Below are 25,143 nucleotides of genomic sequence, written 5' to 3' on the forward strand. Positions count from 1 at the left end.
TACTCTTTTACTTTTTTACTCTTTTACTTTTTAAGGTACTTCCTGGAACTCATCGACATCGCCCGACTCGTAGAACTCGTCTTCCGATGCGTCCTCTATCGGTGCGTCGGTGTAGTTGATGTCCATGTCGGCATCGCGTTGTCCGCTTCCCACCTCAATAGTGATGTAGTCGTTCACCGACACCTTCTCGCCTGCCACCACATGGCGACCCTTCACTCTCAAGCCATACACCCAGTCCTTCTCACCGTCAACAAACGCAGGCTGAGTGAGTTTGAAGCCCATAGCCGAGAGCTTCGCCATCGCCTCGCGCAACGAGCAGTTGTCGATGACATCAGGTACGGTGATGGTCGGCGTATGCGAGGTGTTGACGGTGAGGTATATGACATGACCCGTCTTCACGCGCTCTCCAGGAGCGGGCGACTGCTCAAGAATACAGTCGGGCTTGATGCCTGGCACGTATCCCGTATCGCTCACCACCACTTGCAAGCCGCTCTGTTTGAGCAGATACTCGGCATCGCTAAAGGTTTTGTGGCGCACGTTGGGTATCGACACCACTTCGCCATGATGGGTATATATATCAAGACCGTACTTCACCCCGAGGCACACAACGAACACCACTGCAACCATTGCAGCGAGATTGCCCCAGAGATAACGGCTCTTGAATTTGCTGAAAAACTCTGATGTGTTCATACTCTTTCGTATATATAAATATGTACAAAGATACGACTATCATCGCAATTCACAAAATATATGCAAAAAAAAGCGACAACATATTGATATATTTTGTAAATTCGCATAAAATTAAACAAAGCTGAAAACACTATGAAAGATACATACAAGAAAGCTATGTGCATAGCAGCCTGCGTGCTCGGCGTTTCTTTAGTTTCGTGGACAACATGGCGACTTCTCCCCTCCTCTGCTGACGAGATGCGGCGGTGTGCCGTGGTCGTGAGTGCCACGTCGTGGTACGAGGTGACGGTAGATGGGAAACCGCTGCTCTACTTCGCCGAGAGCGATGCCGACTCGGCGGTGTACAACGTCACAACCGATCGCAAAAAGGCTCTGCACCGCAGTTTCTCAACGGGTGTATGGACGAACGACTGGCTACTGCTGCCATCGTGCAAGGGCAGACTCGTAACCATCAGTCACGCACCGAGCGACGTGCTACGTGGCAGCGCCGACTCGACGATAATACGTCTGTGCCGCGAAGCGGTGACAGCCCGACTGCGCGATATCAACAAACAGAAGTCGGAGCTCAACTACTATATGCGTGTGCACAACGTGCAGGACTACGGCTATCAGGAAGTGGCAGCGTTGGACACTCGCGTAAATCGCGCCTATGCCGAGGCGGAGCGTGTGCTGCAACTGATTGACAGTATCACCGACGGCAATCACGGCGTGTTCGTGAAGACTCACCACGAGTACACGGCGATATACCGCTCTGCGGAGGGCAAGCTCGTGCGCACACCACTCCGGCTCGTCGGCTCCGTCGACGGCATGACACTGCTGCAGACCGCCGACGGCAAGACACCGGAGGGCGTAGCGGCTGTGAGTCTGCTGCCGTGGAACATAGACGACAACTGCGAAGCACGCGCCGTGGGTTTCCCCACTATCGGCGAGGAGGGCATGGAGTGCGACACGGTGTCGGCACAAATTCTGCCAACGCAGGTGGAGCAAGGCAGAAAGCACCGCCTGCCACGAATGTTAGGCAGCGACGGCACACCGGTGTTCAGCACTAAGGGCAGGTTCATCGGCATGGTGTGTGGCGACACGATAGCCACAAGAAGAGCGATTAAAAGGATTTTGAACTTTGAATGGTAGAAGGAGGAGGGGCCATTATACAACGTAAAACTTCACGTAGTATCATCCGCGTCGACCGATACGGACATCTGCGCCGACCGATGCGGATGTCTGCGCCGACCGATGCGTACGTCTGCGTCGACCGATGCGGACATCTGCGCCGACCGATGCGGACGTCTGCGCCGACCGATGCGTATGGCACAACTACCCCCTATAGTTAAAAACAACACAACAATGAAGATAACAAAATACACACTTGCGCTGGGCTTCGCCCTACTTTGTCTCTGCGGTTGCAAGGACATTGCACACGACGGACAGACCATACTGGTACAGGGCGCAACAACATATTACGGCGGAACCAAACAGGGCAAGTACGATGGTTACGGCGTGCTCTCCGTGGGCGACAGCGTGGTGTATGCCGGCGAATGGCGCATGGGCAAACGCTGGGGCAAGGGCATCGGCAGCGATTCAACAGGCAGACGCATCGTGGGCACATGGCGTGCCGACACACTTGTCAGCGGCACATGGCGCGACTCAACGGGCACATATACCGGAACACTCAACCGCGACGGCATAGCCGACGGACACGGCACCTTCGTCAACCGTCAAGAGCTATACCAAGGCGAATGGGCTGACGGCAAGCGATCGGGCTTCGGCGTGGCAATCAATGCTGGCAAGCATCTGCAGCTGGGCGAGTGGAAGAACAACCGCTTCTTGGGCGAACGCATCGAATATCGCGCCGACCGCATCTACGGCATCGACATCTCACGCTTCCAGCACGAGAAGGGGCGCAAACGCTACGCCATCAACTGGAAGCAGATGCGCATCGTCAATCTCGGCAAACTATCGCGCAAGCGCATCGCCGGAACGGTAGACTACCCCGTATCGTTCTGCTACATCAAGTCGACCGAGGGCACCACCGTGCGAAACCGCTACTATCGCGCCGACTATGCAGCAGCACGCGCACACGGCATCAAGTGCGGCGCGTACCACTTCTTCTCGACACGCACGCCCGGCGCAAAGCAGGCGCGTCACTTCCTGAAGTACAGCACGTTCCGCAAGGGCGACTTGCCGCCGGTGCTCGACATCGAACCGACGTGTGCTCAGATACGCGCCATGGGCGGAGCGGAGGCGATGTTTCGCAACGTGCGCGAATGGATAAACGTGGTGAAGAGGGCAACGGGCGCACGCCCCATACTGTACATATCACAGTCGTTCGTGAACCGCTACCTGCCGCTCGCGCCCGACCTGAAGCGCAACTACATAGTGTGGATAGCACGCTACGGCGAGTACAAGCCCGACGTGCGACTCGCCTACTGGCAGCTAAGCCCCGACGGACACGTGCGCGGCATAACACCCGAGGTGGACATCAACGTGTTCAACGGCTACCGCGACGAGTACGAGGACTTCCTGCAAAACGAATGTATCAAGTAGCGGTATCAACAACGCACAAAAAAAGGCTGCAACGCAAACCGAATTGCGATGCAGCCTTATCTGTATTAACCTATGTATTCTTCAGCTATTAGAAGTCGTTGTTGTGGTCGAGCGAGTCGTTGAAGTCACGTGGCTCACGATGCTCGCGGTTCTCACGACGACCGTCGCGGCGCTCACCACCCTCACGACGTGGACGACGCTCACCGCGGTCGCCACGCTCGCCACGCGGACGGCGCTCACGCTCTACATATCCCTCCGGCTTCTCGAGAAGCACGCGGTGTGAGAGCTTGTACTTGCCAGTCTTCGGGTCGATTTCCATGAGCTTCACCTTGATCTTGTCGCCTTCCTTGATGCCAGCCTCTTCAACTGTCTCAAGACGCTTCCAGTCGATCTCAGAGATGTGGAGCAATCCGTCCTTGCCCGGCATAATCTCTACGAAGCAGCCGTAAGGCATGATTGAACGAACTGTGCCCTCGTACACCTCGCCTACCTCTGGGATAGCCACGATAGCCTTGATCTTGCCGAGCGCAGCGTCGATAGCGTCCTTGTTAGGAGCCGATACCTGCACCTTGCCTACGCCGTCAGCCTCGTCGATAGTGATAGTAGCGCCGGTGTCCTCCTGCATCTGCTGGATGATCTTGCCACCAGGGCCAATCACAGCGCCGATGAACTCCTTCGGTATCTCGATCTGAACGATGCGCGGTACCTGCGGCTTCAGCTCCTTGCGCGGCTCAGAGATAGTCTCCATCATGCATTTGAGGATGTGCTCGCGGCCTTCCTTAGCCTGCATAAGAGCCTTCTCGAGAATCTCGAAGCTCAGACCGTCGCACTTGATATCCATCTGTGTAGCTGTCAAGCCGTTGGGTGTACCGGTTGTCTTGAAGTCCATATCGCCGAGGTGGTCCTCGTCGCCGAGGATATCGCTAAGCACAGCGTACTTCTCCTCGCCCGGGTTCTTGATAAGACCCATTGCGATGCCTGATACCGGAGCCTTCATCGGAACACCTGCGTCCATAAGGGCGAGTGTGCCGGCACATACTGTAGCCATTGAAGACGAACCGTTCGACTCGAGAATCTGGCTCACGAGGCGCACTGTGTAAGGGAAGTCCTCAGGAATCTGACCCTTCAGACCGCGCCATGCCAAGTGGCCGTGACCAATCTCGCGACGACCTACACCGCGCTGAGCCTTAGCCTCGCCTGTGCAGAACGGCGGGAAGTTATAGTGGAGGAGGAAACGCTGGTAGCCACGCTCAAGAACGTCGTCAACCAACTTTTCGTCCATCTTTGTACCGAGTGTACATGTAGAGAGCGACTGTGTCTCGCCACGTGTGAAGATAGAGCTTCCGTGAGGCATCGGCAGCGGAGAAACCTCGCACCAGATAGGACGGATGTCTGTAGTCTTACGACCATCGAGACGCTTGCCCTCGTCGAGGATGCAACGGCGCATAGAGTCGCGCATAACGTCGGCGTAGTAGCGCACCATCTCTGCGTGCTTCTCGTCGAGCTCCTCAGCGGTGAGGTCTGTGTGAGCTGCGTCGTAAGCCTCCTGGAAGTCAGAGAGGATCTTGTCGAAAGCCTCCTCGCGCGACTTCTTATCGTGGTCGCCCGACTCTGCGATAGCATAGCACTTGTCGTAGGTCTCCTTGCGGAGCTGCTCGCGGAGTTCCTCGTCGTTCACCTCGTGGCAGTACTCGCGCTTAACGTCTGTGCCAAGTTCCTTAGAGAGTTCTGTCTGAAGCTCGCACATCGGCTTGATAGCTGCCATAGCAGCCTTCAATGCGCCAATCATGTCCTGCTCCGACACTTCCTTCATTTCGCCCTCTACCATCATGATGTTCTCGGCAGAAGCACCTACCATGATATCCATGTCGGCATCCTTCATCTGCTCGAAGGTAGGGTTGATAACGTACTCGCCATTGATGCGTGCTACACGCACCTCTGAAATCGGGCACTCGAAAGGTATATCTGAACAAGCCATAGCGGCTGAAGCTGCAAATCCTGCGAGAGCATCTGGCTGGTCAACGCCGTCGGCGCTGAGAAGCATAATCTGCACATATACCTCTGCGTGGTAGTTAGACGGGAAGAGCGGACGGAGCACACGGTCTACGAGACGCGATGTGAGGATCTCGTTGTCGCCCGACTTGCCTTCACGCTTTGTGAAGCCGCCAGGGAAACGGCCTGCTGCTGAGTACTGCTCTTTGTAGTCTACCTGCAAAGGCATGAAATCTGTTCCGGGAACTGCATCTTTTGCGGCACAAACAGTGGCGAGAAGTACGGTGTTGCCCATACGCAGTACAACACTTCCGTCGGTCTGCTTTGCCACTTTCCCGGTCTCAATGCTGATGGTTCTGCCATCAGGCAATGATACTGTCTTTGTAATTACGTTCATCTAAATCTTAATTTACATCAAAAAAATTGTAATATGTGAGCAAAGTTAGTCAATTTCAATGGGATAAACGAACAATCGCCGATTATTTTTGTTTTTTTGTATAATTTTCCACAGCAACATCTGCAATCATAGGAGGTACGCTCCTCAGAGCCACGCAAGCCCCGTTTGTTATTCAGAACTTGAAACTCAGCCCTACACCCAATGTTCTTCTGTTTGCCAGATTATCATTGAGCATACTGACGTTGGCAGAAAGCGCCAATTTCTTTTGATGATGGGCTGCTATAAGGAATGACGTGGTCCATATCACACTTGCTCCGAATGAGGCGGCTAATCCGATGGCAAATGGATTAACTCCGGGGCCGTTTTCTTGAAAAGATGCAACGTATGCCGTTCCTAATAAGCAATATAAGCTGGCTAAAAAGAAGACACTGCCACCCACCCAAGCTGTCCACTTGAATATTCTTGCCTTCTTCAACCGCTTGGCGGAAGTGTCTTTAGCGATACTTTTCAGCAATTCGGCGTCCGACACAAGTGTGTCGTTGTGTTGCAGCAAAGTGAAGTTCTCTGACTTAACATCTGTGCCATAATTTTCCCCTACCATTACCGTCGAAGTAGCGGTTGGGTTGGCGTCATTGGCGATGGCGTCTTGAGCGTTGACAGCGAGTGAGCATATCACGACTGCCATCAACATAAAGAATCGTAGACTTCTCATCATTTCTTATGTTGTTATGCCAACATATAATCTGGCATAGGGTTAGATATAAGCAAATTTAGCGAATTACCTCGAATTGACAAACAATAAAAAAGAAATAATTGTGGTTATTCGTTTATTATGCGTACATTTGCATAAACGGGAGCCGCTGCGCTCTACCACCGCTTGTGCGGTTTCAATCCATGCGGCGTGTACACCCCCAATAAATAGCACATTAACCTATAACCTTAAAGAAAAAGCTAAAGATATGGACAAGAAAAATGAATTTATGCGCCGTGCCATCGAGCTCTCCGAGGAGAGTGTGCGCACTGGCGGCGGACCGTTCGGAGCGGTCATCGTGCGTGGCGACGAAATCATCGCCGAGGCTTCTAACAGCGTTACTATCGACAACGACCCTACGGCGCACGCCGAGGTGAACTGCATACGCAAGGCTACGCGCCGCTTAGGCACGTTCGACCTCGCGGGCTGCGACATCTACACCTCATGCGAGCCGTGCCCTATGTGCTTGGGCGCCATCTATTGGGCGCATCTCGACCGCATCTTCTACGGCAACGACCGCAAGGATGCTGCCGCCATCGGCTTCGACGACGACTTCATTTACCAGGAGATGCCGCTCAAGCCAGAGCAGCGCCACAAGACGATGCAGCGTCTGATGGGTATGGAGGCACTCAAGGCGTTCCGCATGTGGGAAGAGAGCGCCGACAAGACCGAATATTGATAGGACGGTTAGGTACAACTAATAAATTTCGGGCATGTCTTGCGGAGGTCAACCTGCGCAAGACATGCTTTTTATTTTTCCGGCGAGATAAGCCTTAAACTCCTCGCAGCCAATCACTTCTATATCCTCGTAGAGTCCGAGCACGAAGCGGCCTATGCCGAGGAACGACACCACTTCGCCTTCGAATATCCAGGCGGTGTCACCATCGGCAGTGAAGCATTTCGCCGACTGCGGATACTCCTCCACCATTAGATTGTAGGAGAGTAGCCCCATGCGCATTTTCACCGTGTAGCGTTGCTCGCCGGCGAACATGAACATGTCGGTGTACATCTGCTTGTGGCGATCGTCGAAGGTCCAGGGCACGTCGATTATCTCCACCGACTCCATACGCGAGAGGCGGAACGTCTTGTTCTCGTGCGAGCGTATCTCGTGGCAGCGCACGTCGCGCTCGTCATTCATCAACTGATAGGGTTCGACGATACGGTCGGTGACGGTGTTGCTGTGTGGCGAGGCGTACTTGTGCAGCACCACCATCTTGCGCGTAGCCATCGCCTCGCGCAGCTTCGCCACACAGTCGTTCATGCGACGCTGCAGTTCGGGATTGACGGCATCGGGCAGGTTGAACGAGCGTGCGAGTTTCTGGCGTATGTTCACAGCGGTGTGGTCGCGTGTGTCGTCGGAGTCGAGGCGACGGCAAATATACGCTGCTTCGTATTCGGAGAGCGAGATCTGCTCGTGCAGACGACGGAAGAACGACGACGAACGGTCGAGACGGTATGTGGTGCCGGTCTTCTGCAGATTGAAGCCACAATCACGCAGATAGTCGAAATAATAGTAGAGGTTGCGGCGCGTGATGCCGAGACGGTCGGCTATCTGCTGTGCCGTATAACTTGCATTCTCTGTAAGTATGAGTATTAGGTCGAGTTCACGACCGTATTTATCCATTCGCATTGTTGTCGATTTTAGTAGATTTGGGTTTTAGGTTTGTTTTTATCGGCTTGCTTTCTCTATAGGTTAGTAGTTTTACTTTTAAAAATATGCTTTTGTGGGTGCGTGGTATGGGCAAGATGCCCATACCTCCTACTTTTTACTTTTTTACTTTTAATCCTCTTCCTCAAACTTCAGTTCGAGTTGTCCTCCGCCAAGCAGGTTGTAGCTCATGCGGTGATATGGCGTGGTGCCGTGCAGGCGTATGCCCTCGCGGTGCGCCTTCGTGGGATAGCCCTTGTTCTTCTGCCAGTCGTAGTAGGGATACTCCTCGGCGAGACGATCCATATATTCGTCGCGAAATGTCTTGGCGAGGATGCTCGCTGCGGCTATCGACTGATACTTACCGTCGCCCTTCACTATCGTTGTGTAGGGCAGGTCGCGGTATGGTGTGAAGCGATTGCCATCGACGATGACCGCCTCGGGGCGCACGGTGAGCTGGTCGAGCGCACGGTGCATGGCGAGGAAGCTGGCGTTGAGGATGTTTATGCGGTCGATCTCCTCGGGCGTAACCACGCCCACAGCCCACGCCACGGCGTCGCGCACTATCTGGTCGCGCAGCGTGCGGCGTGCCTTCTCGCTGAGTTTCTTCGAGTCGTTGAGCAGAGCGTTGTCGTAGTCGGGCGGCAGAATGACGGCAGCAGCGTACACGCTTCCAGCAAGACAACCGCGACCGGCTTCGTCGCAGCCAGCCTCAACGAGGTCGGTATAGTAATGGGGCAGCAAACGGGTATTGCTTTCTTGTTTTTTCATCTGTTGTTCATTTCAATGTGCATAGAAAACAAGCGCAACTGTAGGCTGCTTATTTTCCATATGCAAAGTTAGCTTTTATAATACAAACCACAAAGCATTCGTAAGAATTCTTTAACAAAGAAATACTTGAAGTGAAGTATTATTTCCATAAAGCCAACTAATTTTGCAAGCGAAGATAAGAAACAACATGTATCACCTTATATAATATATAGATTATGGAGAAAAACATCACCATTCAGCAGAACAACATCCGAGTGTTTAACACTAAGCTGATGCAGTCCACACCAATGCTTGACACAATAAAAAAAGCCGCAACCAACCCTATAGAGTGGTTACGGCAGTATTATTCGAGCGTGCTTGAGCGCGAGGTGACTACGAGTCAGACTCTGCGCTACGTCCACGCACAGTTGGCATTCTTGATGGGCGTGTTCCCTGCATACGACTCGCTGCTGGTGCATCTCGGCGTATGTGCATGGGCGTTGTGGGCGATACTGCGCTGCATCAGAACATCTGACTCACGCGCTTCACGCCAGCCACAAGAGCGTCCACTTCTTCCTTAGTGTTGTAGAGACCGAACGACGCACGCACCATACCCTGGATGCCGAAGCGGTCCATCACGGGCTGCGCACAGTGGTGACCGGTGCGTACGGCGATGCCGAGGCGGTCGAGCAGTGTGCCCATGTCCAGGTGGTGTATGTCGCCCACGAGGAACGACACCACGGCATCCTTTCCCTCGGTGGTGCCGAAGAGGCGCATACCGTCAATCTCCGCAAGGCGTGTCATGCAGTAGTCGGTGAGCTCGCGCTCGTGTGCGGCGATGTTGTCCATGCCAAGTGCCGACACGTAGTTGAGCGCCGTAGCCAGTCCATGCGTAGCCACATAGTCGGGCGTTCCGGCTTCGAACTTGAACGGCAGCTTCTCGAAGGTAGTCTTCTCGAAGCTCACGCTCTCTATCATCTCGCCGCCACCCTGATAGGGCGGCATACGGTCGAGCCATTCTTCCTTGCCGTAGAGCACACCGATGCCCGTCGGTCCGTATATCTTATGTCCGCTGAAGGCGAAGAAGTCGCAGTCGATTGACTGCACGTCTACAGCGAAGTGGGGTGTCGACTGTGCTCCGTCTACGAGCACCGGCACACCATGCTCATGCGCTATGCGCACAATCTCCTTCACTGGGTTCACTGTTCCGAGCGTATTGCTCACGTGAGCCACACTTACTATCTTCGTTCGCTCAGAGAACAGCTGCTCGTATGCCTTCATGTCGAGCTTTCCGCTGTCGTCCATCGGTATCACCTTCAGCGCGATGCCGCGCTTCGCTGCCTGCAACTGCCACGGAACGATGTTCGAGTGGTGCTCCATTACGGACACTATCACCTCATCGCCTTCCGCCATGAACGCTTCGCAGAACGACGCAGCCACGAGATTGATGCTCTCGGTGGTACCGCGCGTGAAGATTATCTCTTCTGTCTTCGGCGCGTTGATGAACTGGCGCACGGTCTCGCGTGCAGCTTCGTGCAGGTCGGTGGCGCGCTGCGAGAGATAGTGCACGCCACGATGCACATTGGCGTTGGCGTTGAGATACTCTTCGCGCATGGCATCGAGCACGCACAACGGCTTCTGCGTCGTTGCTCCGTTGTCGAGATAGACGAGCGGACGGTCGTAGACGGTGCGCGAAAGGATTGGGAAATCGGCGCGAACCTTATTTATATCGTACATGATGTTTTTAAGTTGAGATGGTGATGGGGTGAGATGGTGATGGGGTAAGAATTCTCTACTAATTACTTGCAGAGTTTGCAGCCCTCACACTTGCTCAGTTCGCCGCGGAAGCGCTTCTCTACGAGATAGTGAAGGCGGTCGCGCAGCGGTTCGAGCTGTATCTTGTCGATAACCTCGTTGATGAATGCGAACTCGAGGAGCAGCTTTGCCTCCTTCTCGCTGATGCCGCGCTGACGCATGTAGAACAGAGCCGCATCGTTGAGCTGACCCACGGTCGATCCGTGCGAGCACTTCACGTCGTCGGCGTATATCTCGAGCATCGGCTGCGTGTACATACGCGCTGTCTTCGTGGCGCAAAGGTTCTGGTTCACCTCCTCCGACACGGTATGCTGTGCGCCGTGACGCACGAGCACTCTGCCTGCAAAGGCTCCCGTCGCCTTGTCGTTGAGCACGTACTTGTAGAGCTCGTGACTCGTGCAGTGCGACACCTGATGATCTATCAGCGTGTTGTTGTCCACGTGCTGCGTCTTGTCGGCAATCACGCAGCCGTTGCACCAGCACTCTGCACCCTCGCCCTTGAGTTGCACGTCGAGGCGGTTGCGCGTCACGCCGTTGTGCAGCGTGATGACGTTGTGGTTGAAGCGCGAGTCGCGCTGCTGCTCCACGTACACGTTCGAGATGCGTGTGTTCTTGTAGTGGGTTTCCTCCATGCAGTAGAGGTCGAGCGATGCGTTTGCTCCGACGTAAGCCTCAATCACCTGCGTAGTGAGGAACTGCTGGTCGTCGGCTGCATGGTCGCAGAAGAGGAACTTGGCGTTGGCACCCTCCTCCATCACTATGAGCACGCGGCGGTTCACCATCATAGCCACGTCCGAGCGCAGTATGTTTATCACCTGCACGGTTTTGTCCACCACGACGTTGCGCTTCACGTGCACGAGCAGTCCGTCCTGCGCCAGCATAGTGTTGAGCGCGGTGATGCCGTCCTCGTCGCTCTTCGCCAGGCGTGCGTAGTGCTGAGCCACGAACTCGGGGTGCGCCTTCGCGTATTCGGCAAGCGATGTCACCTCGATGCCTTCGGGCAGATTCTCCTTGGGCTGCAGCGACTGGCGGAACTGGTCGTTGACGATGAAGTAGAGCGACGTGCTGAGGTTGGGCACATCGCAGCGGAACGCCTTGTACGGGTCGACCGGCACTTCAAGACGGTTGATGTTCAGTCCGTAGTTGGGCTCGAAGAGCTTGTCTATCGTAGTGTATTTATATCGCTCCACCTTTCGCGAAGGGAAGCCGAGACGCTCGAAGCTGTTGAAGGCTTCGTCGCGCACAGCGTTCAGCACGTCGGTGCTGTGGGCGCAAATCTGCTCACGACATTCGCGGTAGAGGTCGATGTATTGTTGTTCTGAAGTCATTTTTCTGAGTTTTATTCTTCTTCAAGCTCTGCTTTTATCCAATCGTATCCTCGCTGTTCTATCTCCTTTGCGAGTTCCGGTCCGGCGGTCTTCACGATGCGTCCCTTGTAGAGCACGTGTACGACGTCGGGCTTTATCATGTCGAGGAGTCGCTCGTAGTGGGTGATGACGATGGCTGATGTCTCCGGCGTGTGCATCTTGTTGACACCGTCGGCTACGATGCGCATTGCGTCCACGTCGAGTCCGGAGTCGGTCTCGTCGAGTATGGCGAGCTTCGGTTCGAGCATTGCCATCTGGAATATCTCATTGCGTTTTTTCTCGCCGCCCGAGAATCCTTCGTTAACAGAGCGGCGTGTGAACTTGGAGTCGAGTTCCACGACCTTGCGCTTCTCGTTCATCAGCTTGAGGAAGTCGCCCGCCTTCAGTTCGGGCTGTCCCTGATACTTGCGTTTCTCGTTGACAGCTGCCTTCAGGAAGTTGGTCATCGACACGCCCGGTATCTCCACCGGATACTGGAACGAGAGGAACAGACCTTCGTGCGCACGGTCTTCGGGCTTCATCTCAAGGATGTTCTTGCCGTTGAACCATGCCTCGCCTGCTGTCACCTCATAGAGCGGATTGCCTGTGAGCACGGCGCTGAGTGTAGACTTTCCGGAACCGTTCGGTCCCATGATGGCGTGTATCTCGCCATCGTTTATAGTGAGGTTGATGCCTCTCAGTATTTCCTTGCCAGCGATAGTGGCATGGAGGTTTTTTACTTCTAACATATCGAGTTTTGAGTTTTTATATTAATACGAATCGAGCACGCGGCCGAGCTTCATCCTGCGTCGTTCCTTCTTTGTTTCTCGTTTGGGTTCGTCGGCTGGGTCGTATATGCCGAGCGCCATTTCGATGAGCGTGAAGAGATTGTTGCCGTCGGCTGATGTGAAGCGGAACGGGAACGTGGCTTTCAAGCCTATCTGTATGTTGTGGCGGTGCATGTTGGAGCGCATCCGATATACGTCGGGGCTGCCGTTGCACGTGGTTGCTACGTGCGCCTTGCCGTCGATGGCGAGCGGGAAGCCGTACTGGAACTCGAGCGCGAGCGACGAGAAGATGTAGCAGTCGAGTCCCACCGTCGGTGCTATGCTCACACGCGGAAGTCGCAGCGTGCAGTCGCGCCCGTAGCCGTCGCCTCCATTCCATGCGCTCATGCTATGCTGCTCGTGACGCTGTGCCACGTTGGTGTAGGTCATCAGCGCAGCGTAGGGCTGGAGGGCGAAACGCTTGCTTAGGGGATAGTAGCGTGCGCCGAGCACTATGTTCTGCATTGTGGCATCCACTTTGCTGCCGAACCACTGCACGGTCTCGGCGTTGTAGCCGCCCACGAGCGAGAAGTGCTGCTGCGGCAGATAGTATTCTACCAGTACGTTGCACTGCGGTGAGGCGAACGCTGCGATGTTGCCTGCGTCGCGTGGCGAACGTTCTACGCTTGCCGTCGTGGGGCACGAGAGGTTCATACCTGCTATCACTGCCCAGCGGCGCGACACGTCGTCGTCGCCTGCGAAGGCGGTGGCGGCACAGGCTGCGAGAGCTGCTGTGGCGATCATTATCCTGCGGAGCATATATTGAGTTTTGAATTTTGAATTTTGAATTTTGAGTTGTCGGCTGCGCCGATTGTGAATTAAATAGTTGTGAATTGTGAGTTGTGAGTTGTGAGTTTTTTGTAATTCAAAATTGAGCAATTCAAAATTGCGGTGCAACCGCAATAATTCAAAACTCAAAATTCAAAATTCAAAATTCAAAACTCCTCCTATCCCACAGTTCCCTCAAGCGACACACTAAGCAGCTTCTGCGCCTCGACAGCGAACTCCATAGGCAGCTTGTTGAGCACGTCCTTGGCGTATCCGTTGACGATGAGACCCACGGCTTGCTCGGTGGGTATGCCGCGCTGGTTGCAGTAGAAGAGCTGGTCTTCCGAAATCTTCGATGTCGTAGCCTCGTGCTCCACGATAGCCGTGTCGTTGTGTATGTCCATGTAGGGGAAGGTGTGCGCTCCGCAGTCGGAACCGAGCAGCAGCGAGTCGCACGACGAGTAGTTGCGTGCGTTGTCGGCGTTGCTTGTGGCGCGCACCAGTCCGCGGTACGAGTTCTGGCTGTGTCCGGCTGAGATGCCCTTCGATATGATTGTCGACTTGGTGTTCTTGCCCATGTGTATCATCTTCGTGCCGGTATCTGCCTCCTGGTAGTTGTTGGTGACGGCTACGGAGTAGAACTCCGCCTGCGAACCGTCGCCGCGCAGCACGCACGAGGGGTACTTCCATGTGATGGCAGAGCCGGTCTCCACCTGTGTCCACGAGAGTTTGGAGTTGACACCGCGCAGGTCGCCGCGCTTCGTCACGAGGTTGAGCACGCCGCCCTTTCCGTTCTCGTCGCCCGGATACCAGTTCTGCACGGTTGAGTATTTCACTTCGGCGTTGTCCTTCACGATGATCTCAACGATTGCGGCGTGCAGCTGGTTCTCGTCGCGCATGGGCGCGGTGCAGCCTTCGAGATAGCTGACGTATGCGTCGTCGTCGGCAATGATGAGCGTGCGCTCAAACTGACCCGTGTTGCGTGCGTTGATGCGGAAGTAGGAGCTTAGCTCCATCGGGCAGCGCACGCCCTTGGGGATGTAGACGAACGAGCCGTCGGAAAAGACGGCACTGTTGAGTGCTGCGAAGAAGTTGTCGCGGTAGGGCACCACGCTTCCCAAGTACTCACGCACGAGGTCGGGATGATTCTTTATGGCGTCGCCGATGGAGCAGAAGATGATGCCTTTCTCGGCAAGGTGCTGCGAGAAGGTGGTCTTCACGCTGACGGAGTCCATGATGGCATCTACCGCCACACCGCTCAGCGCAAGGCGTTCCTCGAGCGGTATGCCGAGCTTGTCGAATGTCTTCATCAGCTCGGGGTCTATCTCCTTATTCTCGTTCTTCTTGGCGAGCGGGTCGGCGTAGTACGAAATCGCCTGATAGTCGATGTCGGGCACGTGCACGTGTCCCCACTTCGGTTCCTTCATCGTCTGCCAGTGGCGGAATGCCTGCAGACGGAACTCGAGCATCCAGTCGGGTTCGCCCTTCTTGCTTGAGATGAGTCGCACAACGTCCTCGTTGAGTCCTTTCTCTATGATGTCTGTATGCACGTCGGTGGTGAAGCCGTACTCGTACTTCTGCTCTGCCACCTGGCGTACATAGGCGTTTTTTGTATCTTTAGTTTCCATTTTTCAGTATAAAAGTAGAGGGGAGAATGTCGTGCTGCGTTCGCCACCTGATCGGATTGCGTTCGCCGTCCGATCGGATTGCGTCCGCCACCTGATCGGGTTGCGTTCGGTGCACGATGACACAACCTGCACTTTCAGGTTGCGAAACATCTGCATACAATCTCCTTAATAAATGCAAAATTACGAATAATGCGTTGATTATTCGAAGAAAACGCTGCTTTTTTGAACCTAAAGGTTCATTTCCTTCGATAGTATGTTCTCCAGTTTCTCTGCCGAGAGCCTCAACTGGAACTCGCCGTTGATGGCTACGCTGATGCCGCCCGTCTCCTCCGAGACGACGATGGCGATGCTGTCGGAGTCTTGCGAGATGCCGAGCGCAGCGCGGTGGCGCAGACCGAGTTCCTTCGGTATGTCGTGGCTGTGCGACACGGGCAGGATGCAGCCGGCAGCGCGTATGCGCTTACCGACGATAATCATGGCTCCGTCGTGCAAGGGCGAGTTCTTGAAGAAGATGTTCTCGATGAGTCGCTGGTTGATACGTGCGTCGATCACGTCGCCCGTGTCGACAATATCGTCGAGGCGTATGCCGCGCTCTATGACGATGAGCGCGCCCACCTTGCCGCGCGAGAGGTCGATGCACGCCATGACGATGGGCATGATGGTCTCCTTGTCGACCACCTTCTCCTTGCTGCCCACGAAGAAGCGGGCGAAAGCACGGAAACGCTGGTGCGCACCGAGCGAGTAGAGGAAGCGGCGTATCTCTTCCTGGAAGAGCACGATGATGCCGATTACACCCACCGACACCAGCTTGTCGAGAATGGCTCCGAGCAGGCGCATCTCGAGCACCTGACTCACAAAGAGCCACACGAGCACGAACACGATGATGCCGATGAAGACATTGAGCGAACGGCTCTCCTTCATCAGACGATAGATGTAGTAGAGTATCAATGCGACAAGAAATATGTCGATGATGTCTTTTATTCCGAAGTCGAACATGTTGTAAGTTTTGAATGTTGAGTGTTATCCTAATTGCTGCACAATTCGGATGGCTTCAAAGGCTTCCTTCACGTCGTGCACACGCAGTATCGAAGCACCTTTCTGCAGCGACACGGTGTGCAGCACGGTGGTGCCGTTGAGTGCCGTCGTGGGGTCGCCACCGATAAGCTTGTATATCATGCTCTTGCGCGACACGCCGACGAGCACGGGCAGGTCGAGTTCGAGCAGGCGCTCCGCCCTGTTCATTATCTCGTAGTTCTGTGCGAGTGTCTTGCCAAAGCCGTAGCCGGGGTCGAGGATTATGTCTTTCGCACCGAGGTCGCGCAGACGCTGCACCTCCGCCGCGAAGTTCTGCATCATCTTCTCCAATGTGGGCTGCACCGACATGAGTATGTAGGGCACGCCGAGCTGCGCCACGGTCTGGAACATGTCGCCTTCCTCGTGTATCTCCTTGCCCACGATGCCCGTTATGCCGCCCTCCGACACATCGTTGATGATGTCTGCACCGAACTCCTCCACGCATCTGCGAGCCACGAGCGGGCGATAGGTGTCTACCGACACGATGGCGTCGGGCTGCTCGCGGCGCACTATCTCGAGGGCACGCTTCAGACGCTCCGTCTCCTCCTCAAGGCTCACCTCGTCGGCACCGGGGCGTGTGGAGAACGCTCCCACGTCGATGATGCGTCCGCCTTCGGCTACTATCTGGTTGGCACGGTCGGCTATCTCTGCCTCCGTCTGCTTGCGCGAACCGCTGTAGAACGAGTCGGGCGTGGCGTTCAGTATGCCCATCACCAAGGGCTGTGAGAGGTCGAGCAGTCTGCCTCGCACATTTATTGTATATTGCATATATGCTTGATAATTTGTTAATAACAAAACACAAAATACGCAATAAATATCCGAATAGCCAAACATTTTTAACAAAAAGAGTTGGAAGTTTGGATTATTTAGTGTAATTTTGCCACTATACTTTAACCAAAACTAACACAAACAATTATGAAAAAGTTATTATTAACACTCGCTTGTGCGATGACAAGCTTGTTCGCATCAGCGCAGGCAAAGACTGCTGCGGTCGGTCTTAACCTTAACTATGGTACAGAAATCGAGTCTCTCGGCCTTGGTGTCAAGGGTTCTTACTGCTTCACAGACCACATTCGTGGCGAGGCTTCGTTCAACTACTTCTTCCCGAAAGATCACTTCACAATGTGGGAAATCAACGCTAACGCTCACTACCTGTTCAACATTGGTGACAAGTTCAAAGTATATCCGCTCGTAGGTCTTACCTATGTACATGGACACTGGAGCAACAAATACAGCGTAGGTGGCGGTGGCGATTGGGGCTGGGGTGCTCCTATGAGAAAGGCAAACGGCGAGGTAACCGTTAAAGAAAGTTACAATACTGGCAAGTTTGGCGTGAACCTCGGTGGCGGTGCCCAGTACGACCTGACAGACAACCTCATGCTCAACTTCGAGGTGAAGTACAGTCTCGTGAGCGACTTGGACCAGTGCGTCATCAGTCTCGGCGCTGCATACAAGTTCTAAACGAATACACACATAATCATAAACGAAAGAGGGGCACACGCTCCTCTTTTTTAATACACCTACCCTCCCACAAGCTGCACCTCAACAATAAAAAACAGCAAGCTTATTTTGCATTGTCTTCGGTTTGCATTACCTTTGCACCGATAAATGCATCTATAAAAGCAAGAAGCAAAATGGAAATATCCGAACTTTACGAAATCTTTAAGCAACACCCCGTTGTGACAACCGACAGCCGCGACTGCCCTGCCGGTTCGCTGTTCTTCGCTCTGAAGGGCGCATCGTTCAACGGCAACAAGTTTGCTGCAGCAGCCTTGGAGAAGGGCTGCGCCTACGCCGTGGTTGACGAAGCGGAGTATGCCGTTGAGGGCGACGACCGCTTCATCCTCGTCGACGACTGCCTGCACACGCTGCAGCAGCTGGCACGCTACCACCGCCGTGCGCTCGGCACACCGATAATCGGCATCACCGGCACCAACGGCAAGACAACGACAAAGGAACTGACGGCTGCGGTGTTGCTGCAGAAATATAACGTGCTCTACACCGAGGGCAACTTCAACAACGACATCGGCGTGCCGAAGACGTTGCTGCGTCTGAACGCCGAGCACGACATCGCGGTCGTGGAGATGGGCGCATCGCACCCTGGCGACATCAAGACGCTGGTGGAGATTGTCGAGCCCGACTATGCGCTCATCACAAACGTGGGACGTGCGCATCTGCAGGGCTTCGGCTCGTTCGAGGGCGTGATACGTACCAAGGGCGAGCTGTACGACTTCGTGCGCTCAGCTGCCGCAGACGAGAACGACGCTTACGCCATTCGCGAGGTGAAACGCCCGCGCTGCGTGTTCATCGACAACGATAACCCGCACCTCAACGGCATCGCTACGGGGCTGAACCTCGTGCGCTACGGCATCAACGCTGCCGACAACCTGTACGTTACAGCCGCAGACGTGAAGAGCGAGCCGATGCTCAGCTTCACGTGGAAAGCGGAGGGAAAGGCTGCGCACCACGTGGAGAGCCAACTCATCGGTGCGTACAACATCACGAACATGCTCGCTGCCATCGCCATCGGCACATACTTCGGCGTGGAGGCAGAGCGCATCGACACAGCACTGACGAACTATGCGCCGAGCAACAATCGCTCGCAGTTTGAGCAGACTGCCGACAACCGTCTCATCGTCGACGCTTATAACGCCAACCCGACGAGTATGGCTGCGGCACTCAACAACTTCGAGGCTATCAATGCCGACCATAAGATGGCTATCATCGGCGACATGAAAGAACTGGGCAGCGTGAGCCACGACGAGCATCAGCGCATCGTAGACCAGCTCAGCCGCATGACACTCGAGGAGGTGTGGCTCGTGGGTTCGGAGTTTGAGCATACAACAACTCCTGCCACGTTCCGCAAGTTCGAGAACGTAGCAGGAGTGAAGGAAGCAATTGCTTCAGAGAAGCCGCACGACCGCTACATCCTCATCAAGGGCAGTAACGGCACACGCCTGTTCGAGCTTCCAGAGTTATTATAGAAGGTATGGGCATTCTTGCCCATACCCACACCCCTACATTTTATACTTTCCGCCGGTTATTGTCTCCAGGTCGAACGCCTTATACACAAGTTCGCAACCGTCGTAGTTGTGTTCGCCCTCGCCCTGCGGAAAACTTGTGCAGACGGGATTGGGCTTCGTGCCCCATTTAGTAAGCGTCTCCTCATAGAAGAAGGCTATTCTGCCATCGGCTTGCAGATCCATACTACTGTAGAGCGATACCGTGGTACTCACCTGATAGCAGCCGTCCCAACCCTCGGCTAAGGCTTTCACGTTGCACATATCCGCTTCATCAGCCAGTTCCTTATAGAATATGCTCACGTTGTTGCGCCCCGTGCCTGTTGGCACCGACTGCAACACAACGTGCAGCTGTCTGCCGTCGCTGCTGCGCACGGCTGGCACAATGAGCATCTCGCCGTTCGTAGGGTTGGTGCTCGGCGCGAGAGCCAATCCGCTCATCGTAGCCTTTGTCTGTTCCTCCCACGAGCCTTCACCCGTAGTTGCGTTGCTATAGGTGTATATGTTAAGCAGTCTGCAGCCAGAGGCGCGGCTTGTTATGATGACACGACCGTCGGGCAACTCCTCACACTTCGGTTCGTCGCCGTCGGGCACGGGCAGAGCAGCCGCGCCACCGAGAGCGTGCCATGTGCGTCCGAAGTCGTCGGAATAGATCACGCGATTGCCGTTGGGACGCGCTGCGAGTGCAGCGTAGATGCGATAGTAGTCGCCTACCTTCACCACCCTACTCTGGAATATCTTTCCGCCACCGATGAAAGCAGCATCCAGCGGATTGCCCCCGTCGAACAAGCCATATATCGCTTCGGTCTGATCGATGGGCTTCTGCCATGTCAAGCCACCGTCCGTGCTGCGTATTGCAGCAATGAGGTTAGGGTTTCGGCGGTTGGTGCTCGCCTTGCCGTACACCGTGCAGCCGGCAACAGCCATGATGAGCACTTCGTTGCGCTCGCGATCCATCACGATAGCAGGGTCGCCATAGGCAGCAGCCATCGGTGTCTTGACGTTGTTGATGAGCGATGCGTCGCCACAAGCCACGTCAATCTCACGCTCGCTCCACGTTCTGCCGTTGTCGTCACTCAGCTTTACCACGCAGTCGACACGTCCGTAACCTGGGTCGGTGCCGCAGACGAGGCGTGCCGCACTCGCTATGAGTCTGCCGCCATTGCCGCAGGTGATACCCGGAATGCGATAAGGCGGAACATCGATGCCGCCATTCGCCGTACTGAACAGCACAGTGCCATCAGCGTAGGCTGCAACGGTGAGTAACAACATGCCGAGAGAGAATAGAACGTTCTTCATTGTAGTTTGCTTTACTCTTTTACCTTTTTACCCTTTTACTTTTAAAATATATGCTTTTGTGGGTGCGTGGTATGGGCAAGATGCCCATACCTCCTACTTTTTACTCTTTTACCTTTTTACTTTTAAAAGTTATGTTCTCCTCCTTGAATTTATCCTTCGGCTGCGGATGCTCCGCCGGATAGCCGATAACCACCATGTTAAGCGGAATGAGATTATCTGGCAGTGAGAGCGTTGCGCCAATCGCCTTGCAGCGATCCTCGGAAGGATAGGCACCCGTCCATACGGCACCGAGCCCCATAGCGTGAGCCGCAAGCAGAAGATTCTCCGTTGCTGCCGACGCATCCTGAATCCAGAAGTCGCGTCCGCCGCCTTCAATCGTCTTGTCCATATCGCCGCAGACAACGATAGCGAGCGGAGCCTTGAGCAGCATCTTTGCATAAGGATTAGCACCTGCAAGACTGTCTAGCACGCTGCGCTGATCGACAACCACGAAGTGCCACGGCTGCTTGTTCATAGCCGTAGGTGCAGCCATAGCCGCACGCAGCATCTTCTCCACCTTCTCCTTCTCTACGGGGCGCGCCTCATAGTCGCGTATGCTGGTACGCGTAGCAATATTGTTGAGCACTACCTGCTCTTGCGTTTGCGACTCGACGCTGCCCTCCACGCCCGACACCAAGCGCACACCAAGCACAACGACGACTATAGCGAGCACTACGTTCAAAACGATTGACTTATTCTGTAAATTCATAATTTAAAAATCTTAATTCAAAACTCAACAACCCACAATGCGCGCAACGCATAATTCAAAACTCAAAACTCAACATTAAACACTCTTCATAAGCGCTCCCGTTGGGCACACGAAGCGGCAATATGGTCGCGGCACCCACACCGACAGCACAAGGAACAGCACTGCAAGCACTATCACCCACACCGATGCCGACGAATAGATGAACGCCGTGAACAGCTCGTAGTCGATCCATGCGGTGCATGTACCGGTGAGCAGCAGTGCCATCAGTACGCCCCAGAGCAGATTGCGCAAAGCGGTGAGCACGCGGAGCATACGCGGCGTGATGCGCAGCTTGCGTCGGCTGAGTTTTCCAGCAAGCTCCTGTGCCGAACCGAACGGGCAGACATGAGCGCAGTAGTGGCCCGACCTACCAGCCAACGGATAGAGCAGTGCCACAATCAGCATCAACAGCGGAGCGGCGAGCGTACCTATCGCCGACAGACTCACGCCTCCGGCAAAGAGTCGAAGGAAGAGCGTGTAGGAGACAAACGTGCCTGTCCACAGACCAAGCACCACGACGTTCACCACGAGCTGCACAAGATGCAGACGGCGGTTGTTGGTGAAGAGCGGAACGACGGCTCCGAGCAGTACGGCGATCAACGCCACTATGCTGCCGAGAGTCCAGCCGGTAGCTACGGTGTGCTCTGCACTCTCCTCCTGTGCGCCCTTACCGCCATCAGCCAGTCCGTGCTGCTTGGCATAAGCCAGTCCGCGCTGCACATTCCTTATTATCGCCTTCGACGAGAACGTAGCCCCCGACACTGCATCCACGTCCTCCGCCATCGCCTCGTCAATGGTCTTGCCTTGCCAACGGCTGAACAGCTCCTTCGCACGGTCGAAGAAGCTCGGCGACTCGGCGTTTGGCTCAGCCTCAATGGCGGTCAGTCTTCCGTCCTTATCTATATGTATCTTCAACGGCACCGGTCCGCCGTAGCCTTGCACGTCCTTCGCGAGCACGCGGGTGTTCATCACAAACGTTCCATCAGGCTGCACCTCCAATGTATCGCTGCCCTGCGCTACTGATGCCACCGCAGCATGAGTCTGGCGCAAGTCGTGCCCGAATATCCTGCCGTCACGCAGTATCGCAGCAGCTGACAAAACCAGCATCACCACAACGAGCGACAACAGTCGAATCATAATACCCTTTCTTTGTCTTTTTACCATATACTTATTTTTATTACTACATGCAAAGATTTAATTTATTGGTTACATTAACAAATGCTTATTGCAAGTTATTGCAAAACGATACCAAGTACTGACACAGAAGTTCAAAAGAACGTAAAAAGCGGTATAGAAATGTTGTACAACTCCTATACCGCTTATATTCAACGCTTCAAGCTATACTGTATAGCTGTTTGAGCGATTAATATTCGTCCTCGTTGAAGAGGAAGTCCTCTTTTGTAGGGTAGTCGGGCCATAAGTCCTCGATGCTTTCATAAACATCACCCTCATCCTCAATCTCCTGCAGGTTCTCAAGCACCTCGAGCGGAGCGCCAGAACGCATAGCATAGTCGATGAGCTCGTCTTTAGTTGCTGGCCAAGGGGCATCTTCCAGCTTGGAAGCCAATTCAAGTGTCCAATACATAGTTTTAAGTTTTAAATGTCGTACTTTAATATGTTTTCTTTAAGAGCCGCGAGGCACTGTTCTTCATGGATTGCCCTCCTGCTCTAACCAAATGCAAAAATAGTAAATTCTGAGTTATTTACAAGTGATATATAGTTTTTTTTCGTCTATAGATGTAATAAAGTTTAAATTGAGAGCCAAAACGAAGAAATAATCGGATAAGCGATTGATAAATTGCAAGATAAGTGGTTCGACACGATATTCGTGCGACATGGCTACAATGCTGCGCTCTGCACGACGTGCCACGGTGCGACACACATGCGACTCGGCGGCTGCGGTGCATCCACCAGGCAGGACAAAGGTTTCTGGCTCCGGAGTTTCTTTCTGCAGCGTGTCAACGCATTGCTCAAGCTGGGCGATATCAGCAGCGGTCAGGTGCGACGGCATAGCGAAGTCGGGGTTCGACAGTTCGCCACCGATATGGAACAGCTGCTGCTGAACTCTGATGAGCACGTTCAATTCGCGCTCTGGAACACCGAACGATAGGAGCATACCGATATGTGCATTCAGTTCGTCAAGGTCGCCACACACGGCGATACGTATGTCGTCCTTCATCACGCGCTTACCTCCTACGAGGGTGGTCTGCCCCGTATCGCCATGCCTTGTATATAGTTTCATAGGTTTAATATTAACAGATAAATTAGATAGACTTAATTAAAAGTTCACTACGTAATTCGTTTTATGACGGTCGGTATCGAAGAAAGCGATGCCACAGTAATAGAGGTCGTAACTCACACTCACCTTCTCGCTCTCCACAAGTTGCTGCCACATACGGTGAGCCACTCCATCCGAACAGATATCCTCAATGACGAATACCGACGACTGGTCCGACTCAGCTAAAGCCTTCTCCAAAAACGCTTCACACCCAGTAATGGGACAGATTCGCACTAATCGCATAACCACATCATCAAGCGAATCATCAACTGTATCACCCCCCGACAATTCGCAAACAACGTTACGCACCCTCGTCATCTTGCAACCATGCGCAACATAATCAGCAAGCAGACTGCTGTCCTTGCTGTAGTCAACCATCAGCTTCGTTCTGCAGAAGTTTGACATACGAAAGTAAAGCTCCATGCGCTTGCGCGTCAGCCAATTGAGCGTAGGGTACTTCTTTCGCAGGTCTGCGTAGGCATAATACGGATAGTGTTCGCTGATGACATAACGTATGAAACGATATGCCGACGGCGATTGCACTCCGAAGCCACGACTATACGACATGCGACGAAGCCAGATGATATAACGCTTGATTGGATTCATTGATTGTATTCTACTTAGTAATTACAAAGGTAAAGATTTATTATCGAATAGCTTTTGTTTATACGCGATTATGTTGTATTTTTGTAAGAAATAATTCGATGAACTATGGAACAGATATCCGAACGACAAGAAAAGGTTCTCAACTACCTTAAAGAACACAACATTCCATTCAGCTGCTACAACCATCCCGAAGGCAAAACCATAGAGGAGGCAAAACGCTGGTGGAAAGACGATGGCAGCGTGCACTGCAAGAACCTCTTCTTCCGCAACCACAAGGGCAACCGCCATTATCTCGTATGCTTCAACTGCGACCACGACCTCGCCATCCACGACCTCGAGCACCTGCTGAAAGAGTCGCTGGTGAGCAAAGGACTGCCCTCATGCGGCAAACTCTCGTTCGCATCACCCGAACGTATGATGAGGTTTCTTGGGCTGGAACCTGGCAGCGTATCGCCGTTCGGACTCATCAACGACACCGACAACCACGTACATCTATTTCTCGATGCTAATCTTCAGCAAGCCGATACACTATCATTCCACCCTAACGACTGCCGTGGCACTGTAGTCATCTCTCGACACGCCTTCGAGAATTATCTCTCGATAGTTGGCAACACATACGAATACATAAAACTATACTAAAAATCTGCAAAACAAATAGGTTGCAGAAAATATCTACCATATCTTCCATTTTCAGCGTAGCGCGTTGCGTATCAAAGGGATAAGGGCTGGAAGATGCAGGTTGCATCTACCAGGATTTGAGCGCATCTTCCATCAAATGCAAGAACTGCACCAACAAAACTATTGGTACGACTGCTTGGTTGGTGCTCGCAAGGGGGTGCAGTTGTCTCAACTGCACCAACAAAAATATTGGTACTACTGCTTGGTTGGTGCACTGCTTGGTTGGTGCACTTGAGACAAGTGCA

Annotated in this window: 26 protein-coding genes; 8 read left to right on the plus strand and 18 right to left on the minus strand. The window is 53.8% G+C overall.

The genetic code is table 11. From position 1 onward, the window contains the following. Nucleotides 1-30: 30 nt before the first annotated feature. On the minus strand, nt 31-690 hold the full coding sequence (locus HMPREF0673_RS10825; protein ID WP_007902240.1) for a PASTA domain-containing protein: 660 nt from the start codon (nt 688-690) through the stop codon (nt 31-33). A 132-nt stretch (nt 691-822) separates the two neighbouring features. On the opposite strand from HMPREF0673_RS10825, the gene HMPREF0673_RS10830 reads away from it, so the two are divergent. From HMPREF0673_RS10830 to HMPREF0673_RS10835, 3 genes are read left to right on the plus strand one after another with little or no spacing between them, the layout of a single operon-like run. Next, a complete protein-coding gene (locus tag HMPREF0673_RS10830; RefSeq protein ID WP_007902242.1) occupies nt 823-1,821 on the plus strand; it encodes a hypothetical protein in 999 nt (332 codons plus the stop codon). After that, the gene (locus tag HMPREF0673_RS14365; RefSeq protein ID WP_157591700.1) at nt 1,815-2,021 is read left to right on the plus strand and encodes a hypothetical protein; all 207 of its coding nucleotides are present in this window, start codon (nt 1,815-1,817) and stop codon (nt 2,019-2,021) included. The genes HMPREF0673_RS10830 and HMPREF0673_RS14365 overlap by 7 nt, the downstream gene beginning before the upstream one ends. A gap of 13 nt (nt 2,022-2,034) precedes the next feature. After that, a complete protein-coding gene (locus HMPREF0673_RS10835; RefSeq protein WP_040596871.1) occupies nt 2,035-3,234 on the plus strand; it encodes a GH25 family lysozyme in 1,200 nt (399 codons plus the stop codon). Nucleotides 3,235-3,322: 88 nt separating this feature from the next. Here HMPREF0673_RS10835 and pnp read toward each other — a convergent pair whose 3' ends face one another. Together pnp and HMPREF0673_RS10845 are read right to left on the minus strand one after the other, a co-directional pair. After that, a complete protein-coding gene (gene pnp, locus HMPREF0673_RS10840) occupies nt 3,323-5,623 on the minus strand; it encodes a polyribonucleotide nucleotidyltransferase (RefSeq protein ID WP_007902246.1) in 2,301 nt (766 codons plus the stop codon). Nucleotides 5,624-5,795: 172 nt separating this feature from the next. Then, nucleotides 5,796-6,338, minus strand: a complete 543-nt coding sequence (locus HMPREF0673_RS10845) for a hypothetical protein (RefSeq protein ID WP_007902251.1) — start codon at nt 6,336-6,338, stop codon at nt 5,796-5,798. A gap of 244 nt (nt 6,339-6,582) precedes the next feature. On the opposite strand from HMPREF0673_RS10845, the gene HMPREF0673_RS10850 reads away from it, so the two are divergent. Beyond that, nucleotides 6,583-7,053: a nucleoside deaminase gene (locus tag HMPREF0673_RS10850; protein WP_007902253.1), complete on the plus strand. Its 471-nt coding sequence runs from the start codon at nt 6,583-6,585 to the stop codon at nt 7,051-7,053. A gap of 48 nt (nt 7,054-7,101) precedes the next feature. Here HMPREF0673_RS10850 and HMPREF0673_RS10855 read toward each other — a convergent pair whose 3' ends face one another. Beyond that, nucleotides 7,102-7,998 carry a helix-turn-helix transcriptional regulator gene (locus tag HMPREF0673_RS10855; protein WP_007902255.1) on the minus strand — a complete coding sequence of 299 codons (897 nt, stop codon included), beginning with the start codon at nt 7,996-7,998 and terminating at the stop codon, nt 7,102-7,104. 156 nt (nt 7,999-8,154) lie between these two features. Continuing rightward, on the minus strand, nt 8,155-8,793 hold the full coding sequence (locus tag HMPREF0673_RS10860; protein WP_007902261.1) for a ribonuclease HII: 639 nt from the start codon (nt 8,791-8,793) through the stop codon (nt 8,155-8,157). Between the two features lie 215 nt (nt 8,794-9,008). On the opposite strand from HMPREF0673_RS10860, the gene HMPREF0673_RS10865 reads away from it, so the two are divergent. After that, a complete protein-coding gene (locus HMPREF0673_RS10865) occupies nt 9,009-9,353 on the plus strand; it encodes a hypothetical protein (RefSeq protein ID WP_040596874.1) in 345 nt (114 codons plus the stop codon). Here HMPREF0673_RS10865 and HMPREF0673_RS10870 read toward each other — a convergent pair. From HMPREF0673_RS10870 to folP, 7 genes are all read right to left on the minus strand, one after another. Continuing rightward, nucleotides 9,295-10,509: a cysteine desulfurase gene (locus HMPREF0673_RS10870; RefSeq protein ID WP_007902264.1), complete on the minus strand. Its 1,215-nt coding sequence runs from the start codon at nt 10,507-10,509 to the stop codon at nt 9,295-9,297. The genes HMPREF0673_RS10865 and HMPREF0673_RS10870 overlap by 59 nt on opposite strands. Before the next feature lie 62 nt (nt 10,510-10,571). Continuing rightward, on the minus strand, nt 10,572-11,915 hold the full coding sequence (gene sufD, locus HMPREF0673_RS10875) for a Fe-S cluster assembly protein SufD (RefSeq protein WP_007902267.1): 1,344 nt from the start codon (nt 11,913-11,915) through the stop codon (nt 10,572-10,574). Nucleotides 11,916-11,926: 11 nt separating this feature from the next. Next, nucleotides 11,927-12,682 (minus strand): Fe-S cluster assembly ATPase SufC, encoded by a 756-nt coding sequence (gene sufC / locus HMPREF0673_RS10880; protein ID WP_007902268.1) that lies wholly within the window; start codon nt 12,680-12,682, stop codon nt 11,927-11,929. Nucleotides 12,683-12,703: 21 nt separating this feature from the next. Then, a complete protein-coding gene (locus HMPREF0673_RS10885; RefSeq protein WP_007902270.1) occupies nt 12,704-13,519 on the minus strand; it encodes a hypothetical protein in 816 nt (271 codons plus the stop codon). 188 nt (nt 13,520-13,707) lie between these two features. Next, a complete protein-coding gene (gene sufB / locus HMPREF0673_RS10890) occupies nt 13,708-15,156 on the minus strand; it encodes a Fe-S cluster assembly protein SufB (protein WP_007902272.1) in 1,449 nt (482 codons plus the stop codon). 228 nt (nt 15,157-15,384) lie between these two features. Beyond that, nucleotides 15,385-16,152, minus strand: coding sequence for a diadenylate cyclase CdaA (gene cdaA / locus HMPREF0673_RS10895; protein ID WP_007902274.1), 768 nt, complete (start codon nt 16,150-16,152; stop codon nt 15,385-15,387). A 24-nt stretch (nt 16,153-16,176) separates the two neighbouring features. Then, nucleotides 16,177-16,998 (minus strand): dihydropteroate synthase, encoded by an 822-nt coding sequence (gene folP, locus HMPREF0673_RS10900; protein WP_007902275.1) that lies wholly within the window; start codon nt 16,996-16,998, stop codon nt 16,177-16,179. 147 nt (nt 16,999-17,145) lie between these two features. Between folP and HMPREF0673_RS10905 the strand changes: the two genes are divergently transcribed. Both HMPREF0673_RS10905 and HMPREF0673_RS10910 read left to right on the plus strand, forming a co-directional pair. Then, nucleotides 17,146-17,691, plus strand: coding sequence for an outer membrane beta-barrel protein (locus tag HMPREF0673_RS10905; protein WP_007902276.1), 546 nt, complete (start codon nt 17,146-17,148; stop codon nt 17,689-17,691). Between the two features lie 173 nt (nt 17,692-17,864). After that, a complete protein-coding gene (locus HMPREF0673_RS10910) occupies nt 17,865-19,214 on the plus strand; it encodes a UDP-N-acetylmuramoyl-tripeptide--D-alanyl-D-alanine ligase (protein ID WP_007902277.1) in 1,350 nt (449 codons plus the stop codon). 33 nt (nt 19,215-19,247) lie between these two features. Here the strand turns inward: HMPREF0673_RS10910 and HMPREF0673_RS10915 are convergent, their stop codons facing one another. The 6 genes from HMPREF0673_RS10915 to HMPREF0673_RS10940 all read right to left on the minus strand — a co-directional run bounded on the left by HMPREF0673_RS10915 (nt 19,248) and on the right by HMPREF0673_RS10940 (nt 24,220). Continuing rightward, entirely contained in the window at nt 19,248-20,549 is a 1,302-nt protein-coding gene (locus HMPREF0673_RS10915) for a sialidase family protein (protein WP_007902278.1), read from the minus strand. A gap of 100 nt (nt 20,550-20,649) precedes the next feature. Next, nucleotides 20,650-21,297, minus strand: coding sequence for a nitroreductase family protein (locus tag HMPREF0673_RS10920; protein WP_007902279.1), 648 nt, complete (start codon nt 21,295-21,297; stop codon nt 20,650-20,652). Between the two features lie 75 nt (nt 21,298-21,372). After that, nucleotides 21,373-22,473, minus strand: coding sequence for an FMN-binding protein (locus HMPREF0673_RS10925; protein ID WP_040596879.1), 1,101 nt, complete (start codon nt 22,471-22,473; stop codon nt 21,373-21,375). Between the two features lie 226 nt (nt 22,474-22,699). After that, on the minus strand, nt 22,700-22,921 hold the full coding sequence (locus HMPREF0673_RS10930; RefSeq protein WP_007902283.1) for a DUF2795 domain-containing protein: 222 nt from the start codon (nt 22,919-22,921) through the stop codon (nt 22,700-22,702). 114 nt (nt 22,922-23,035) lie between these two features. Further along, complete coding sequence (locus tag HMPREF0673_RS10935) at nt 23,036-23,578, minus strand: cob(I)yrinic acid a,c-diamide adenosyltransferase (protein WP_007902286.1); 543 nt, start codon at nt 23,576-23,578, stop codon at nt 23,036-23,038. A 36-nt stretch (nt 23,579-23,614) separates the two neighbouring features. After that, nucleotides 23,615-24,220, minus strand: a complete 606-nt coding sequence (locus tag HMPREF0673_RS10940) for a hypothetical protein (protein WP_007902288.1) — start codon at nt 24,218-24,220, stop codon at nt 23,615-23,617. Nucleotides 24,221-24,325: 105 nt separating this feature from the next. On the opposite strand from HMPREF0673_RS10940, the gene HMPREF0673_RS10945 reads away from it, so the two are divergent. Continuing rightward, nucleotides 24,326-24,859, plus strand: a complete 534-nt coding sequence (locus tag HMPREF0673_RS10945) for a prolyl-tRNA synthetase associated domain-containing protein (protein WP_022429564.1) — start codon at nt 24,326-24,328, stop codon at nt 24,857-24,859. Nucleotides 24,860-25,143 lie beyond the last annotated feature (284 nt).

It is taken from the genome of Leyella stercorea DSM 18206, assembly GCF_000235885.1.
GTDB classification, from domain to species: domain Bacteria; phylum Bacteroidota; class Bacteroidia; order Bacteroidales; family Bacteroidaceae; genus Prevotella; species Prevotella stercorea.